The organism is Serratia sp. KH_031, assembly GCF_057839655.1.
The window spans coordinates 4,158,910-4,173,440 of record NZ_CM174496.1 but is presented as its reverse complement, the minus strand read 5'-3'; the positions used below and the strand labels follow the sequence as shown (position 1 = coordinate 4,173,440).

Below are 14,531 nucleotides of genomic sequence, written 5' to 3'. Positions count from 1 at the left end.
TTGAAAGGATAATTATGACCAAAGCAAGTAAAAAATCATCATTTGATTATAATCTGATCAAGACATTTAATGAAGTTATTGCGGCTGGCAGCGCAACCAAGGCGGCAAAACGATTAAATGTCAGTGACGCCGCGGTCAGTATGTCGTTGCAGCGTTTACAGACATCCATCCCTGAGCCATTGTTTGTCCGCACTCACTCGGGATTAGTTCCCACCCCGCGTGGCTTGGAGATCAGTTTGTCTTTTCGTCGCGCCGCCGATATTGTTGATAAAGTACTAGGAACCACAACAGAAAAATTCGTACCCAAAAAAATCAAAATTTTCGGTGGTGATTTTAGTGAGTGTTATTATATTTCACAGTTGTATGGTTTTGATAGTATAGAAAAGTATCAAATGACATATTATAACCACTCAAATCATGATTTTCTCACACTAAGAAAAATGTTGGTCAATGAAGATGTGGATTTAATCTTGAGTGCTAATCGTTACAATGATCATAATTTAACTTCTATCCCTTTTGACACGATGAAGGACTTTGTCCTGATCTGCGGCAGTAAAAGTGAAATAGCTACATTACCTGTTCTGTCTAACGAAAGTTTTTTCGCATTATCTCATGCGGTTTACCACAGCCATTCCGCAGATCCTCAAATATTAGCTGCAGTAGATTTCAACACATTAGCTCTAGAGCTTAATGGGCAACGGAAAATAGCTTATCACTCTAATTCATTGCTCAATATTATCAATGTAATCGAAAGAAGTAATATTGTTATGTTAATACCAGAGAAAGTGGCGAGTTTCTTCATTGATCATCAAGGGAGACAATTAAAAATACTGAGCCTGCCAGATGGGTTCAATATTCCCACTTATACTCTCTATGTTTCTTACAATTACAAATCACCTCGAATAAATGATATTGAATATATTGTCACATTATTGAAAACACTCTCTTCTTTTCGTATTTAATTTAATTTTATCATCGTTTATTACGCGTAGGTACGTTCATAACCTAAAATAGTTGTTCTACATTTAATAATGAGGTGTTTATTATGGTAAGTTTCGAACAGGTTTATATCATTCAATGGCGAGTATTAATCATTATCTTGGCTGTGGGCGCGTGGGGAGGCATTGTCCGCTTTCTAATGAAAAAACAAGAAGCCGTGACACGTAAGGATATTCAGGCGGGCTTGATACAAGTCGTCATCTCTTGTTTTACTGGATTTATTCTCAGCATCTGGTTCATCGAGAAAGGGATGAGTTTTCATATGATTATTCTAGCCTCTGGGTTAGGTGGTGTATTTGGTGGGCCATTATTGACCTTGATGGGGCAGCGTCTTAGTAACTACCTGACATCATCGGGGCTATTACGTAAATGAATTAAAGCAGTCCGTCCTTGGATAGCAAGATATTACATTAAAACGGTAATGTCGATCAGTGTTAAAAGCGAGATAGCCAATAATATTGCGCATGCCAAACAGGCTGATTTCCAGTCAAGATATTTTGGCTTGATTTTATTTTCAGTGATTTGTTGAACGGAGAGATCATTGTTCACTTTAATACCGTGGCGTGGAATAGTGATAAACAGTTCATCCACGCCCATACTTTTTAGATCTTTACGAATTAAATAGAGTGTTTGAGTCAAACTGGCATCGCTGGCAAATTGACTGCGAGAGCCCCAAAGTGCTTGTGATAATTCTTCTTTTTCAATGACCTCTTGATCTGCGTGTTGAATAATATAGTGCAGGCAACGAGCTCGCATAGAGGTTAGCTTTATCGATGTGTTGTGGTTAATATCTCTCAACTCTTTCGTATTGTCGTTAAATAAACATTGGTCATTGATAACATAACAGCTCATGGAGTTATATCCTCTGAGTTACGAAGGTGAAACCGATATTGGCTGGCAATATACTAATATGTTCTGGTTGTTTACCACCATTCATAACTAATCAATGTTATTTTTTATGTTGTTGATTAGTGAAGTAACACGCAATAAGCCAAGCGATTCAAATAGAGGTTAAAGATGTTTTAAGATTCATTTACATACGACATTGCGTGATAAGAGTGAGAGTCAGGAAATGCTTTGTGGTTCAAGGTGTTGGTGTTTGTTACAAACAACCCAATGTCACGCCGGGTAGAGGGGGACCCGGCGTTGGCATTTATTGTTCAGCGCGTTTGAAAACCAGCTCATTGCCACGCGAGGCAGCTTCATCAAAAGAATAACCTTCCAGATTAAAGTCGGTAAGTTGTTCACTTTTGGTCAAACGATTTTTAATGATAAAACGGCTCATCAACCCACGTGCTTTCTTGGCATAGAAGCTGATGACTTTATATTTGCCATTTTTCTCATCAAGGAACACCGGTTTGATCAACGTGCCGTGCAGCTTGCCTGGTTTCACCGCCTTGAAGTATTCGTCGGAAGCGAGATTGACCACCACGTCATCACCTTGCTGTTCCAACACCTCATTCAGCTTTTGGGTGATTTCCTCACCCCAGAAGCTGTACAGATCCTTGCCTTTGGCGTTTTCCAACTTGATACCCATTTCTAGGCGGTAAGGCATCATCAAATCTAGCGGACGTAATACGCCGTATAATCCAGATAACATACGCAGATGTTGCTGTGCGAAGTCGAAATCATCCTCGCTGAAATTTTGCGCCTGCAAGCCGGTATACACGTCACCTTTAAAAGCTAGCAGTGCCTGACGAGCATTTTCTGGCGTGAATTGCGGGTGCCAGTCACTAAAACGTGCGGCGTTCAAGCCAGCCAGTTTATCGCTAATACTCATTAAACTGGCAATTTGCACTGGGGTTAGTTTGCGGGCGATTTGGATCAGTCGTTGTGATTGATCCAACAGCTCAGGCTGCGTGAAGCGTTCGGTCGCCAGCGGACTGGTGTAATCGAGAGTTTTTGCAGGGGAAATAATAACGAGCATGGCCACATCCTATTGTTGAGTCACCCTACTCTAACAAAAAACCGAGAAAAAAGGGGCGATGGTTCCGATAGGTTCCATCACCCATCGATCATGATTTTTTGTCCCATACGCCAGGTTCTAGCTGCGACTTCAACTCAGGGTAACGGGCGGCGTCAAAGGTGGGGAGTTTGCCTAAAGCACGTTGATGGTTGTAATCGTGCGCGAGTTTTAATGCTACGCGCGACAGCAAAAGGATTGCCGTCAGGTTAGTAATTGCCATCAATGCCATCGAAGTATCGGCCATTTTCCATACCACCGGAAGTTCAGCCATAGAACCAAACATCACCATACCTAACGCGACAAAGCGAAAAATAGTCAAACTTATCGGATGGTTATGCTCAAGGAATATCAAATTACTTTCGGCATAAGCGTAGTTGGCAATGATCGACGTAAACGCGAAGAAGAAGATCGCGATGGCGACGAACGGTGCGCCCCAACCGCCAACTATGGCGGACAATGCGCGTTGGGTCATATCGATCCCACTAATACTGTCCACGGGTTGGTCTAAGGCACCCGAGGCCAGAATAATCGCGGCAGTGGCGCTGCAAATGACGATGGTATCGATAAATACGCCTAACATCTGCACATAACCTTGTGATGCAGGGTGAGGAGGGTAAGGAGAAGCGGAAGCTGCAGCATTGGGTGCGGAACCCATGCCAGCTTCATTAGAGAATAAACCACGTTGAACACCGTGCGTCATCGCTTGCGAAATACCGTAACCCACAGTACCCGCCGCAGCCTCTTGTAAACCGAAGGCGCTTTTGAAGATTAACTTTAGGATGGCGGGTATTTGCTCGATATGCGACCCGATAACCCAAAAGGCCAGAAGCAGGTAAGCGAACGCCATAATTGGCACAACGAATTCGGCGACACGTGCGATGGAACGAATGCCACCGAAAATCACGATGCCACTTAAGACCACCAGAAATGCGCCGACATAGGAAGGTTTGAAATTGAAGGCGACGGCGGAAGCTTGGGCGATAGAATTGGCTTGTACTGCGTTGAATACCAAGCCGAAGGCGATAATGAGGAATATAGAAAAGAGGACGCCCATCCAGCGCATTCCCAGACCTTTTTCCATGTAGTAGGCCGGACCGCCGCGGTAGTTGCCTTTATCGTCTTTGATTTTATAAAGCTGGGCCAAGGTACTTTCGATAAATGAGGTCGCCATACCGATGAAAGCGACGATCCACATCCAGAAGATTGCGCCCGGGCCACCTGCAGTGAGGGCGATGGCAACGCCGGTCAGGTTGCCTGTACCGACGCGAGCCGCCAGTGTGGTGCAAAGAGCCTGAAAAGAAGAGATGCCTGCGCTGTCGCTTTTATTACTGTTCTTCAGCACGGAAAACATGTGGCCGAAGTGGCGAATCTGGATGAATCGAGTACGTAAGGTAAAATAGGCGCCAGTGCCAAGTAGCAGATAGATCAGCACCGATCCCCATAAAATGTTGTTGATAAAGTTCATCAGATCCGTCACAGATCCCTCCTGATATAAGTCTTAGGCACAAGCACTGCGCCGCATTCACCATAGGTGAAAATACAATGAGCCAATTTTTACAAGAGCTTAGCTGAAATCAGTCTAATTTCGGCGAATTAGGAATTTTCTCGGATTATAAGGTAAGTTCTGTCCAATTTCCTATAATTTAACATAATTCCCGAGTGTAAAAGCACTAAATTGCCTTTCCATCCTTTCGGGAATGACGAAAGATGTGGGCGTAAACGGTTGCTTGTCCAAGGTTAAATCAGGTACTACCGAACCGCATTTTTACAGCCTTGCACCGGGCCTTACGCATGTTATTATCTGGTGAGGGCATGGTTGAACGATGCCAAAAGTTCATGCACAAACTATGAGATAATGCCAACATGACCGATAAATTAACTTCCCTACGCCAGCTCACTACTGTGGTTGCAGATACCGGTGATATTGCAGCGATGAAGCTGTATCAACCGCAAGATGCGACCACCAACCCTTCGCTGATCCTCAATGCAGCCCAAATTCCTGAATACCGTAAACTGATTGACGAAGCCATTACTTGGGCGCGCGAGCAGAGCAGCAATCGTGAGCAGCAAATCGCTGATGCAGCTGACAAGCTGGCGGTCAACATCGGTCTGGAGATCCTGAAACTGGTTCCTGGCCGTATTTCTACTGAAGTAGACGCTCGCCTGTCTTACGACACCGAAGCTAGCGTGGCTAAGGCTAAGCGCTTGATCAAACTGTATAACGATGCGGGCATCAGCAACGACCGTATTCTGATCAAACTGGCTTCTACTTGGCAGGGTATCCGTGCTGCAGAGCGTCTGGAAAAAGAAGGCATCAACTGTAACCTGACGCTACTGTTCTCCTTCGCTCAGGCGCGTGCTTGTGCGGAAGCCGGTGTTTACCTGATTTCTCCGTTTGTTGGTCGTATCCTTGATTGGTACAAAGCCAATGGCGACAAAAAAGAATTCGCACCACAAGAAGATCCAGGTGTGGTTTCCGTTAGCGAAATCTACCAGTACTACAAACAACACGGCTATAACACTGTGGTGATGGGGGCTAGCTTCCGTAACGTGGGTGAAATCATCGAGTTGGCCGGTTGTGATCGCTTGACCATTGCACCTGCTTTGCTGAAAGAACTGGCAGAAAGCGAAGGTGCGTTGGAGCGTAAACTGTCTTACACCGGTGCAGTGAAAGCTCGTCCGACCGCGCTGACCGAACCTGAGTTCTACTGGCAGCACAACCAAGATCCAATGGCGGTCGAGAAACTGACCGACGGTATCCGTAAGTTTGCTGTAGACCAAGGTAAACTGGAAACAATGATCGCCGATTTGCTGTAATATCAGCAACGATCGGTAAGAATAAAAGCGGCTTCGGCCGCTTTTTTTATAGCAGGAGGGGAATTGAACCCGTCCGAACGAGAGGTTAAGCATGGACACATTACGCATTGGTTTGATTTCAGTTTCTGACCGCGCATCTGGCGGTGTTTATCAGGACAAAGGTATTCCGGCACTGGAAGAGTGGTTGACCAGCGCACTGGCGACGCCTTTCAAACTAGAAACCCGTTTGATCCCAGATGAACAAAGTGTCATCGAACAAACCTTGTGTGATTTGGTCGATGAGATGGCGTGCCACTTGGTACTGACGACTGGCGGAACGGGGCCTGCACGACGTGACGTCACACCTGATGCGACGTTAGCTATTGCTGACCGTGTGATGCCGGGCTTTGGTGAACAAATGCGTCAAATCAGCCTGCATTATGTCCCTACCGCTATTCTTTCACGCCAGGTTGGTGCAATCCGTAAACAAGCGTTGATCATCAATTTGCCAGGGCAGCCGAAATCGATTAAAGAAACTCTGGAAGGGGTGAAGGACGAGCAGGGGAATACCGTTGTACATGGCATTTTTGCCAGCGTGCCGTACTGCATTCAACTGTTGGAAGGGCCGTATGTAGAAACTCATCCGGCGGTGGTAGCAGCATTCCGTCCGAAAAACGCACGCCGCGAAACAAACACCTAAAATTAGACCAAGCGCAGGATAAAGTTCAGTCATAGTGGTGTGTAGATTATTTGCCGTTATAGTAAGGATTCGTTTACAAAAATGCCTAAAGGCTTTTTCGAACCCTACAGTTTCCTCTGACGGTAATCTATGCAACACGATAATAATCGCCGATTGAACCGGCAAGACTACAAAACGTTGACTTTAGCCGCCTTGGGAGGCGCTTTAGAGTTTTACGACTTCATCATTTTTGTATTTTTCGCCGCGGTGATGGGCGAACTCTTCTTCCCGGCAGATATGCCTGAATGGCTGCGTCAGGTGCAAACCTTCGGCATCTTCGCCGCCGGTTATCTAGCTAGACCGCTGGGCGGCATTATCATGGCGCATTTTGGCGACCGCGTTGGCCGCAAGAAGATGTTTAGCCTGAGTATTCTGCTGATGGCGCTGCCTACCTTGGCGATGGGGTTGCTACCCACTTATGCCAGCATCGGTATTGCTGCGCCGTTACTGCTATTGCTGATGCGTGTTTTACAGGGCGCTGCAATTGGTGGGGAAGTACCCGGTGCTTGGGTATTTGTCGCCGAGCACGTACCGCGCCAGCGTATTGGTTTTGCCTGTGGGACACTCACCGCAGGGCTGACGGTCGGTATTCTGCTGGGCTCGTTGGTGGCCACCATCATCAACACCACACTCAGCAAAGAAGCCATTGCCGATAACGGTTGGCGTATTCCGTTTATCCTTGGTGGTGCATTTGGTTTGATTGCCATGTATCTACGCCGTTGGTTACAAGAAACTCCTATCTTCATCGAAATGCAGGCACGCAAAGCGCTGGCAGAAGAATTGCCGCTGAAATCGGTGGTGATGAATTATCGCAAGGAAGTTGTGGTATCGATGCTTCTGACTTGGTTACTGTCTGCCGGTATTGTCGTTGTAATCCTGATGACGCCTACTTATCTGCAAAAACAGTTCGGTATTGCACCTGCGCTATCGTTACAGGCCAACAGCATTGCGACTGTCATGCTAATCATCGGTTGTATCACTGCGGGATGGGTGGTAGATCGTATCGGTGCCAGTAAGACCTTCATTATCGGTAGCTTATTACTGGCAGGATGCAGTTGGTCGTTCTATCAATCGGTTGCCACGAATCCCGAAATGTTGTTCGCCAGCTATGCGTTGGTAGGGTTCAGTGTGGGTATTGTGGGAGCTGTGCCTTACGTTATGGTGCGAGCTTTCCCGGCAGAAGTACGATTTAGCGGGATTTCGTTCTCATATAATGTCGCGTATGCCATTTTTGGTGGTTTAACCCCAATATTTGTTACCTTGATCATGAAGTTAACCCCGTTAGCCCCTGCCTACTATGTGTTGGCCTTGTCGGGATTGGGATTGTTGTTAGGGATCTACCTACACTGCGATCTTAGCAGCGATGTGAAAACGCAACGTGCCAATTCTTACAGTTGAAAAAAGCCCTGCGATCGCTCACAGGGCTTCTAAAATCATCGCGTTTTATCTTGGTAAATAGATTACGCGGCTACGGCTTGAGTCGGTTGTGCTTCAACTTCACCAATTGGCAGCACTTTGCGGCCTAACTGTTCGTTGATCACTTCTGCCATTGCCAAGTAAATGGCGCTAGCGCCGCAGATAATCCCTTCGTAACCCGCTAAGTGCAGAATGGCGGTGTTGCCGGTGATGTTACCGATCGCCAGCAGGGCGAACAGCACGGTCAGGCTGGCAAACACGAACTGCAATGCACGGTTAGCACGCAGCGTACCGAAGAACATGAACAGGGTGAACACGCCCCATAGTGCCAGATAAACCCCGAGGAAAACGGCGTCGGTAGGTTCAGCCAGCCCCATGCGTGGTAGCACCAGAATGCCGACCAGGCTCAGCCAGAAGCTGCCGTAGGAAGTGAATGCGGTTAAACCGAAAGTGTTGCCTTTCTTATATTCCAGGATGCCGGCAAAAATTTGTGCCAGACCACCGAAGAAAATCCCCATGCTGATAATGACAGAAGTCAGTGGGAAAAAGCCCGCGTTGTGCAGGTTCAGCAAGACGGTAGTCATCCCGAAGCCCATCAGACCCAGGGGGCCAGGATTCGCCAACTTGTTGGTGTGCATAAGTCCTCTGTGATAACAGAATTTTAACGAAAATAGATAAGTAATTTAATAAATGGTCTGAGTGGCGGAAAAATCTATAACTTCCATCAGAGCGCGCGGCATCATAATGATCTGTAGAGCAGGAAACAATGATCTGAACGAGGATAAAAACGAAATTTTTTTCACCTTGCCCCTTGATGCCGGATGGGATGACCCCATCTTATGTTCAACCACAGTTGCTAGCCGCAATAAATAGGGTGATGTCGGGCAGTTGAAAAGCAAAAAATCGCCCGCATATAGATTAGCAACTGACCGAATATGAATTTTTTAGTGGAGACGTTTAGATGGGTAAAATTATTGGTATCGACCTGGGGACTACCAACTCTTGTGTAGCGATTATGGATGGTGCTAAGGCACGCGTGCTGGAAAACGCCGAGGGCGACCGCACAACTCCTTCGATCATCGCCTATACCCAGGATGGTGAGATTCTGGTTGGCCAACCGGCTAAGCGTCAGGCTGTGACTAACCCACAGAACACCCTGTTCGCTATCAAGCGCCTGATTGGCCGTCGCTTCCAAGATGATGAAGCGCAGCGTGATAAAGCTATCATGCCGTACAACATCGTTGCTGCTGATAACGGTGATGCTTGGTTGGAAGTGAAAGGCCAGAAAATGGCACCACCGCAGATTTCTGCGGAAGTCCTGAAAAAAATGAAGAAAACCGCTGAAGATTACCTGGGTGAGCCGGTAACTGAAGCTGTTATCACCGTACCTGCTTACTTCAACGATGCTCAGCGTCAGGCGACCAAAGACGCCGGCCGTATCGCAGGTCTGGAAGTCAAACGTATCATCAACGAACCGACCGCGGCTGCATTGGCTTACGGTTTGGATAAAGAAGTGGGTAACCGCACTATCGCGGTTTACGACTTGGGTGGTGGTACTTTCGATATCTCTATCATCGAAATCGATGAAGTTGAAGGCGAAAAAACCTTCGAAGTTCTGGCAACTAACGGTGATACCCACCTGGGTGGTGAAGACTTCGACAGCCGTCTGATCAACTATTTGGTAGAAGAATTCAAGAAAGAGCAAGGGATGGATTTGCGCAACGATCCACTGGCAATGCAGCGTCTGAAAGAAGCCGCTGAAAAAGCCAAGATCGAGCTGTCCTCTGCTCAGCAGACTGACGTTAACCTGCCGTACATCACTGCAGATGCGTCTGGTCCTAAGCACATGAACATCAAAGTGACCCGCGCGAAACTCGAGTCACTGGTTGAAGATCTGGTTAACCGTTCTATCGAGCCACTGAAAGTGGCTCTGAAAGACGCAGGCCTGTCTGTATCTGACATTCAGGACGTTATCCTGGTCGGTGGTCAGACTCGTATGCCAATGGTTCAGAAGAAAGTGGCTGACTTCTTCGGTAAAGAGCCACGTAAAGACGTGAACCCGGACGAAGCCGTTGCTGTAGGTGCTGCGGTTCAGGGCGGTGTGTTGGCTGGTGATGTGAAAGACGTTCTGCTGCTGGACGTTACCCCGCTGTCGCTGGGTATCGAAACCATGGGTAGCGTGATGACTCCGCTGATCACCAAAAACACCACTATCCCGACTAAACACAGCCAGGTGTTCTCTACTGCGGAAGACAACCAGTCTGCAGTCACCATCCATGTGTTGCAGGGTGAGCGTAAGCGTGCGAACGATAACAAGTCGTTGGGTCAGTTCAACCTCGACGGTATCCAAGCGGCTCTTCGCGGTATGGCGCAGATCGAAGTGACCTTCGACATCGATGCTGACGGTATCTTGCACGTTTCTGCTAAAGACAAAAACACCGGTCGTGAGCAGAAGATCACCATCAAGGCTTCTTCAGGTCTGAACGAAGAAGAAATCCAAAAAATGGTGCGCGATGCTGAGCTGAATGCCGAAGCTGACCGTAAGTTCGAAGAACTGGTCCAGACCCGTAACCAAGCGGATCACTTGATCCACGGTACGCGTACCCAGTTGAAAGAAGCCGGCGAGCAACTGCCAGCAGAAGACAAAACGGCCATCGAAGCTGCGTTGACTGAGCTGGAAACAGCGGTTAAAGGCGAAGATAAAGCCGAGATCGAAGCGAAGACTCAGGCGCTGGTGCAGGTTTCTGGCAAGTTGCTGGAAATGGCTCAGGCACAACAAGCTCAGGCTCAAGGTGGCAACGCCGGTGCTGACGACTCAGCGAAGAAAGATGACGACGTTGTTGATGCTGAGTTCGAAGAAGTTAAAGACAAAAAATAATCGCCCTTAAGCGGGCACGGTAAGGCCAATCAGGCTATAGCCGGAAACCAGCACGGGCGTCGAGGCAACTCTGCGCCCGTGCACGCATGTTAAGGGTAAGTAAAAGAATGGCGAAGAAAGACTATTACGAAGTGCTCGGCGTCGCCAAGACGGCAGATGAGCGCGAAATCAAAAAGGCGTATAAGCGTCTGGCGATGAAGTTCCACCCTGATCGTAATCAGGAAAAAGACGCCGAAGCCAAATTTAAAGAAATTAAAGAAGCGTACGAGATCCTGACTGACGCTCAGAAACGTGCCGCTTACGATCAGTACGGTCATGCTGCTTTTGAACAAGGCGGCATGGGCGGTGGTGCTGGTGGCTTTGGCGGTGGCGGTGCTGACTTTAGCGATATTTTTGGCGACGTATTTGGCGACATCTTCGGTGGTGGTCGCCGTCAGCGCGCCAGTCGCGGTGCCGATCTGCGCTATAACATGGATCTGACTCTTGAAGAGGCCGTTCGTGGCGTCACCAAAGAAATCCGTATTCCGACTCTGGAAGAGTGCGACGTTTGCCACGGCAACGGCGCGAAACCTGGCAGCTCACCTGTCACCTGTCCGACCTGCCATGGTCAAGGACAAGTGCAAATGCGTCAGGGCTTCTTCACCGTGCAGCAGGCTTGTCCGCATTGCCACGGTCGCGGTCAGATCATTAAAGATCCCTGCACCAAGTGTCACGGCCACGGCCGAGTAGAGAAATCCAAAACACTGTCGGTGAAAATTCCAGCGGGTGTGGATACTGGCGATCGTATTCGTTTGGCCGGTGAAGGTGAAGCAGGCGAGCACGGTGCTCCATCGGGCGATCTGTATGTTCAGGTACAGGTAAAAGCTCACCCGATCTTCGAGCGTGAAGGCAACAATCTGTATTGTGAAGTGCCGATCAACTTCGCCATGGCGGCATTGGGTGGTGAGATTGAAGTCCCTACGCTGGATGGCCGAGTGAAACTGAAGGTACCTGCAGAAACCCAGACTGGCAAACTGTTCCGTATGCGTGGTAAAGGCGTGAAATCCGTACGTGGTGGTAGTCAGGGTGATCTACTGTGCCGTGTAGTGGTAGAGACGCCGGTCAATCTGAACGACAAGCAAAAACAACTGTTGAAAGAACTGGAAGAAAGCCTAGGCGGCCCTGCTGGCGATAAAAACAGCCCTCGTTCAAAAAGTTTCTTTGACGGCGTGAAAAAGTTCTTTGACGATCTGACTCGTTAATCTCAAATTACCATTGAGAATGTGAAAACCCCCGACGTGAAAATCGGGGGTTTTTGTTTTTCGTGGCTCTGTAATACCCTTGATAAAAGTGTGACTTATATCCTTTATTGCTCGGTTTTTGCGAGTTATTTGGCATTTATAAACTGATTTTTTCGAATTAAATATCGAACTATACTGAGTCTATGTCTGGAAAGCAGAGTGCAATCTCTGCCATAAGTCTGGAGAGACCGAGTGACCAATATTATTCGTCAATTTTTGCGCCAGGAAGCGGCCGGGGGAATCATTCTGATTTTCGCGGCGATTATCGCACTGATTATGGCAAATACCCCGTTGCAGGGGATTTATAACGCTTTTCTCAATTTACCTGTAATGGTGAAAATCTCTTCGTTGGAGATTGGTAAACCTTTGCTGCTATGGATCAACGATGGCCTGATGGCGATCTTCTTCCTGGTTGTGGGTTTGGAAGTTAAACGTGAACTGATGCAAGGTTCGCTCGCAGGGCGTGATAAAGCGATATTCCCGGCGATCGCGGCCTTGGGTGGGATGTTGGCTCCGGCTCTGATTTACCTGCTGTTTAACGGTGCCGATGAAGTCACTCGTCAGGGCTGGGCAATTCCGGCCGCCACTGACATTGCCTTTGCCCTTGGGGTCATGGCGCTGCTGGGTAACCGTGTTCCAACCAGCCTGAAAGTGTTCCTGTTAGCGTTGGCGATTATCGACGATCTGGGCGTGATTATTATTATTGCGCTGTTCTATACGCAGGAAGTTTCGTTGGTGGCGCTGGGCGTTGCCGCTGCGGCGACGGTCGTACTGGCCTTGATGAACTGGCGCGGTGTGGGTAAAACCTCACTGTATATGATGGTCGGATTGGTGCTGTGGGTGGCAATTCTAAAATCTGGTGTCCATGCGACCTTAGCCGGTGTGATCATTGGTTTCATGATCCCACTCAACGTGAAGAAGGGGCCATCGCCATCCGAAACGTTGGAGCATGAGTTACATCCGTGGGTCGCCTTTATGATTCTGCCGCTGTTTGCCTTTGCTAACGCCGGGGTGTCTTTACAAGGTGTTTCCTGGAGCGGATTGACCTCATTGCTGCCATTAGGTATTACGGCGGGTTTGCTGTTCGGTAAACCGCTTGGGATCTTTACCTTTAGTTTGTTGGCCGTGAAATTGGGCATCGCTAAATTGCCAGAAGGCATCGGTTTCAAACAGGTGTTTGCCGTATCGGTGTTGTGCGGTATCGGGTTTACCATGTCGATCTTTATCGCTTCGCTGGCATTCGGTGACGCAGATGTCTATCTCAGCACCTATTCCCGTTTGGGGATCTTGTTAGGTTCGACTCTGGCGGCAGTCATGGGTTATGGTTTGTTGCGTTTGTCGTTACCCAAGGTGAGATAACACGCTTTAGTTATCCCTTATCTAGAATCATGCAATAGAATAGCCGGCTGGGGCAGCGCAGTATAAAATGTGCGCTATCCTGGCCGTTCTATTTAGGACGAAAGAGATAAACCGTTGTCTGAGACCAGTAAAGGGAGTTTGTCGCTAACCACGGCAGACCGTTTGCCGAGGCGAAACGTAAGGAGCGCTCCTCATGAGAATGTCACACATCAACTTTAATCATCTGTACTATTTTTGGCAGGTCTGTAAAGAAGGCTCGGTGGTTGGTGCGGCGGAGGCTCTGTTTCTGACACCGCAGACGATCACCGGTCAGATCAAAGCGTTGGAAGAGAGACTGGACGGCAAACTGTTCAAACGTCAAGGGCGTGGATTGGTGCCCTCTGAGCTTGGGCAGTTGGTATTCCGTTACGCGGATAAGATGTTCATGCTTAGCCAAGAAATGCTGGATATCGTCAACTACCGCAAAGAATCGAACCTGCTATTCGACGTTGGAGTCGCAGATGCATTATCCAAACGCTTAGTGAGCCAGGTGTTGGAAACCGCCGTGGTGGATAATGAACAGATCCACTTACGCTGTTTTGAGTCGACGCATGAAATGTTGCTAGAGCAATTGAGTCAGCACAAGCTGGATATGATCCTGTCTGATTGCCCGGTGGATTCTAGCCAACAGGAAGGGTTGTTCTCGCTCAAGCTCGGTGAGTGTGGTATCAGCTTCTTCTGTCGCCAGCCAGCGCCTGATCTGTCGTTCCCTGCCTGCTTAGAGCAGCGCAAGTTGCTGATCCCGGGGCGTCGTTCCATGTTGGGGCGTAAATTACTCAACTGGTTTAATACCCAAGGTATTCAGGTAGAGATTCTCGGTGAGTTTGATGATGCGGCGCTGATGAAAGCGTTTGGTATGTATCACAACGCGATTTTCGTGGCGCCAACGCTGTATGCGCAAGATACCTATAGCGACGATGACGTGGTGGAAATTGGCCGCATTGATAACGTGCAGGAAGAATACTACGTGATTTTTGCCGAACGCATGATCCAGCATCCGGCGGTACAGCGGGTATGCAACAAAGATTTCTCTGCGCTATTTACGTTTTAGAACGTGGA

13 protein-coding genes are annotated in these 14,531 nt (G+C 48.2%); 9 read left to right on the top strand and 4 right to left on the bottom strand.

Features of this window, described 5'->3' with window-relative positions; all coding sequences use genetic code 11:
• The first annotated feature begins 14 nt into the window (after nt 1-14).
• Together AC3ISQ_RS18750 and AC3ISQ_RS18745 are read left to right on the top strand one after the other, a co-directional pair.
• Nucleotides 15-962: a LysR family transcriptional regulator gene (locus AC3ISQ_RS18750; protein WP_489348951.1), complete on the top strand. Its 948-nt coding sequence runs from the start codon at nt 15-17 to the stop codon at nt 960-962.
• Between the two features lie 83 nt (nt 963-1,045).
• Nucleotides 1,046-1,372, top strand: a complete 327-nt coding sequence (locus AC3ISQ_RS18745) for a phage holin family protein (protein WP_489348950.1) — start codon at nt 1,046-1,048, stop codon at nt 1,370-1,372.
• A 32-nt stretch (nt 1,373-1,404) separates the two neighbouring features.
• Here the strand turns inward: AC3ISQ_RS18745 and AC3ISQ_RS18740 are convergent, their stop codons facing one another.
• The 3 genes from AC3ISQ_RS18740 to AC3ISQ_RS18730 form a co-directional block, all read right to left on the bottom strand.
• Nucleotides 1,405-1,851, bottom strand: coding sequence for a winged helix-turn-helix domain-containing protein (locus AC3ISQ_RS18740; protein WP_489348948.1), 447 nt, complete (start codon nt 1,849-1,851; stop codon nt 1,405-1,407).
• 301 nt (nt 1,852-2,152) lie between these two features.
• A complete protein-coding gene (yaaA, locus tag AC3ISQ_RS18735) occupies nt 2,153-2,926 on the bottom strand; it encodes a peroxide stress protein YaaA (protein WP_489348946.1) in 774 nt (257 codons plus the stop codon).
• A gap of 88 nt (nt 2,927-3,014) precedes the next feature.
• On the bottom strand, nt 3,015-4,442 hold the full coding sequence (locus AC3ISQ_RS18730; protein WP_489348945.1) for an alanine/glycine:cation symporter family protein: 1,428 nt from the start codon (nt 4,440-4,442) through the stop codon (nt 3,015-3,017).
• Between the two features lie 386 nt (nt 4,443-4,828).
• Between AC3ISQ_RS18730 and tal the strand changes: the two genes are divergently transcribed.
• From tal to AC3ISQ_RS18715, 3 genes are all read left to right on the top strand, one after another.
• Complete coding sequence (gene tal / locus AC3ISQ_RS18725) at nt 4,829-5,782, top strand: transaldolase (RefSeq protein WP_489348943.1); 954 nt, start codon at nt 4,829-4,831, stop codon at nt 5,780-5,782.
• Nucleotides 5,783-5,873: 91 nt separating this feature from the next.
• Nucleotides 5,874-6,461 (top strand): molybdopterin adenylyltransferase, encoded by a 588-nt coding sequence (mog, locus tag AC3ISQ_RS18720; RefSeq protein ID WP_489348942.1) that lies wholly within the window; start codon nt 5,874-5,876, stop codon nt 6,459-6,461.
• Between the two features lie 129 nt (nt 6,462-6,590).
• Entirely contained in the window at nt 6,591-7,898 is a 1,308-nt protein-coding gene (locus AC3ISQ_RS18715; protein ID WP_489348940.1) for an MFS transporter, read from the top strand.
• 62 nt (nt 7,899-7,960) lie between these two features.
• Here the strand turns inward: AC3ISQ_RS18715 and satP are convergent, their stop codons facing one another.
• Entirely contained in the window at nt 7,961-8,554 is a 594-nt protein-coding gene (gene satP, locus AC3ISQ_RS18710) for an acetate uptake transporter (protein WP_489348938.1), read from the bottom strand.
• 323 nt (nt 8,555-8,877) lie between these two features.
• On the opposite strand from satP, the gene dnaK reads away from it, so the two are divergent.
• The 4 genes from dnaK (at nt 8,878) to nhaR (ending at nt 14,523) form a co-directional block, all read left to right on the top strand.
• Nucleotides 8,878-10,794, top strand: coding sequence for a molecular chaperone DnaK (dnaK, locus tag AC3ISQ_RS18705; protein WP_489348936.1), 1,917 nt, complete (start codon nt 8,878-8,880; stop codon nt 10,792-10,794).
• Nucleotides 10,795-10,901: 107 nt separating this feature from the next.
• Nucleotides 10,902-12,035: a molecular chaperone DnaJ gene (dnaJ, locus tag AC3ISQ_RS18700; protein ID WP_489348934.1), complete on the top strand. Its 1,134-nt coding sequence runs from the start codon at nt 10,902-10,904 to the stop codon at nt 12,033-12,035.
• A 231-nt stretch (nt 12,036-12,266) separates the two neighbouring features.
• On the top strand, nt 12,267-13,433 hold the full coding sequence (nhaA, locus tag AC3ISQ_RS18695; RefSeq protein ID WP_489348933.1) for a Na+/H+ antiporter NhaA: 1,167 nt from the start codon (nt 12,267-12,269) through the stop codon (nt 13,431-13,433).
• 193 nt (nt 13,434-13,626) lie between these two features.
• Complete coding sequence (gene nhaR, locus AC3ISQ_RS18690) at nt 13,627-14,523, top strand: transcriptional activator NhaR (RefSeq protein ID WP_489348931.1); 897 nt, start codon at nt 13,627-13,629, stop codon at nt 14,521-14,523.
• Nucleotides 14,524-14,531: the final 8 nt, after the last annotated feature.

What these genes read in the sequence shown, in the direction of transcription:
- AC3ISQ_RS18740 (WP_489348948.1), bottom strand. Translation starts at nt 1,851, where the DNA reads ATGAGCTGTTATGTTATCAATGACCAATGTTTATTTAACGACAATACG.
- nhaR (WP_489348931.1), top strand. Translation starts at nt 13,627, where the DNA reads ATGAGAATGTCACACATCAACTTTAATCATCTGTACTATTTTTGGCAG.
- AC3ISQ_RS18750 (WP_489348951.1), top strand. Translation starts at nt 15, where the DNA reads ATGACCAAAGCAAGTAAAAAATCATCATTTGATTATAATCTGATCAAG.
- tal (WP_489348943.1), top strand. Translation starts at nt 4,829, where the DNA reads ATGACCGATAAATTAACTTCCCTACGCCAGCTCACTACTGTGGTTGCA.
- dnaJ (WP_489348934.1), top strand. Translation starts at nt 10,902, where the DNA reads ATGGCGAAGAAAGACTATTACGAAGTGCTCGGCGTCGCCAAGACGGCA.
- satP (WP_489348938.1), bottom strand. Translation starts at nt 8,554, where the DNA reads ATGCACACCAACAAGTTGGCGAATCCTGGCCCCCTGGGTCTGATGGGC.
- AC3ISQ_RS18715 (WP_489348940.1), top strand. Translation starts at nt 6,591, where the DNA reads ATGCAACACGATAATAATCGCCGATTGAACCGGCAAGACTACAAAACG.
- mog (WP_489348942.1), top strand. Translation starts at nt 5,874, where the DNA reads ATGGACACATTACGCATTGGTTTGATTTCAGTTTCTGACCGCGCATCT.
- dnaK (WP_489348936.1), top strand. Translation starts at nt 8,878, where the DNA reads ATGGGTAAAATTATTGGTATCGACCTGGGGACTACCAACTCTTGTGTA.
- AC3ISQ_RS18745 (WP_489348950.1), top strand. Translation starts at nt 1,046, where the DNA reads ATGGTAAGTTTCGAACAGGTTTATATCATTCAATGGCGAGTATTAATC.
- yaaA (WP_489348946.1), bottom strand. Translation starts at nt 2,926, where the DNA reads ATGCTCGTTATTATTTCCCCTGCAAAAACTCTCGATTACACCAGTCCG.